Raw genomic sequence first — 1,527 nt, 5'->3', positions numbered from 1 at the left:
CCAGCGCGGAGACCGAAAGAGCCCCGGCGACTGCACTGCACACCCGAGCCAGCGCAGAGGCCAGCCCATGCACGCCGCTTCGCGAGCAGCTGATGGCAGGAGCCAGCGAAGAAGAAAAAACCGCAAGAACGTGGCCGTCGCCGCATAACGGACCGGCGTTCAGCTGCCGCCGGCCCGTGAAGCACCCAGGATACAACCCGGACGCCGCTGGCGCGCTGGCCCCTCAGCCAGCGGCGGCCGGTAGAGGCCGCCGCACCCCTGGCCCGCCGGCGGTCAGCTGCAACGCCTTGTTATGCGGCGCGAACTGGGCGTGAGGACGTGCCCCGCCGGGCACGGGCGCGGCGCACCTCGCGCCCCAGCGCGGTTCGCAGCGGGACCCCGGGGCCCCGTACAGCAGGGCGGCCCCAGCGCGGAGACCAAAGGGACCCCGGCGACTGCACTGCGCACCCGAGCCAGCGCAGAGGCCAACCCACGCACACCGCTTCGCGAGCAGCTGATGGCACGAGCCAGCGCAGAAGGAAAAACCGCAAGAACGTGGCCGTCGCCGCATAACGGATCGGCGCTCAGCTGCGAGCGCCGCTGACCGGATACGGTAGCTCACCCGGCCCCGCCGCCAGATGGCACAGCCGACCTGCGAGCGAAGCGAGCTCTGGGCGGCATTGCCCCAAGACGCCGCCGCCAGCGCTCGTCAGCTGCAGCGCCTTGTTAGGCCGCAGGCGTACGGCTACCAAACCCCTGGCACTAGGCGCCAACGAACCCGGGTCTGATACTCGCGATAGCCGGCGAGCCGGTCTCGAAGCGTTCGATCTTCGCGTGATGTTCGCGCGACGAAGAGAACCGTGGCTACGGCCGCAGGCAGCAAAGCCCAGATGGACGTGAGCGCGAATGGAAGGGCCAGGTGGGCGAGCAGCAGGCCCGCGTAACCGGGATGCCGAATCAGAGCATAGGGCCCCGAGGAGACGACCGAGTGATCGCGATCCTCCTGGATCCGTACGAAGCTCGCGAAGAATGGGTTGGAGTAGACCGCCCAGTACGTGAAGCCATAGCCCAACGCAAAGACGAGAAGCGCCGCCACCTGAACGGATTGCGCCATCGGGAGGGCAGGGCCGAAGCGAACGGCATCGAGGCCAGCCACGACGAACGTACCTGGGTACAGAGCCAGAAAGCCGAGCGTTGCGAGCACCACGTCGCCGCGATCCACGCCGGGCCCAGGAGCCGCCCGCTCCCGGAGGAGCTCAGGGTCGAGAAACGCGAAGGCGGCCGCCTTGGGCAGGGAGTAGATACCTAGAACAGCCCACGCCATGGGCCATGAGAGGCTGCCGGCGGCGCCGAATAGGCACACTCCGAAGAGGAGTAGCTCTGCAACGGATATTGCGGCGGCCCGAATCAAGAACCCACCCTGCGGCCTAACGGATCGGCGCTCAGCTGCGAGCGCCGCTGACCAAGCAGGGTAGCCCACCGCGCCCCGCCGCCAGACTCCTCAGCCGACCTGTGAGCGAAGCGAGCTTGGGGCGGCGTTGCCGCGGT

At 68.7% G+C, this 1,527-nt stretch carries 1 protein-coding gene; it reads right to left on the bottom strand.

What is annotated here, in order from left to right; genetic code table 11:
- Positions 1-724: 724 nt before the first annotated feature.
- Positions 725-1,201, bottom strand: a complete 477-nt coding sequence (locus tag ABFS34_16795) for an isoprenylcysteine carboxylmethyltransferase family protein (GenBank protein MEN8377084.1) — start codon at positions 1,199-1,201, stop codon at positions 725-727.
- Positions 1,202-1,527 lie beyond the last annotated feature (326 nt).

It is taken from the genome of Gemmatimonadota bacterium, from assembly GCA_039715185.1.
Taxonomy (GTDB): Bacteria; Gemmatimonadota; Gemmatimonadetes; order Longimicrobiales; family RSA9; genus DATHRK01.
Note: the sequence above shows the minus strand (reverse complement) of the source record. Positions and strands in the feature narration are given on the sequence as shown.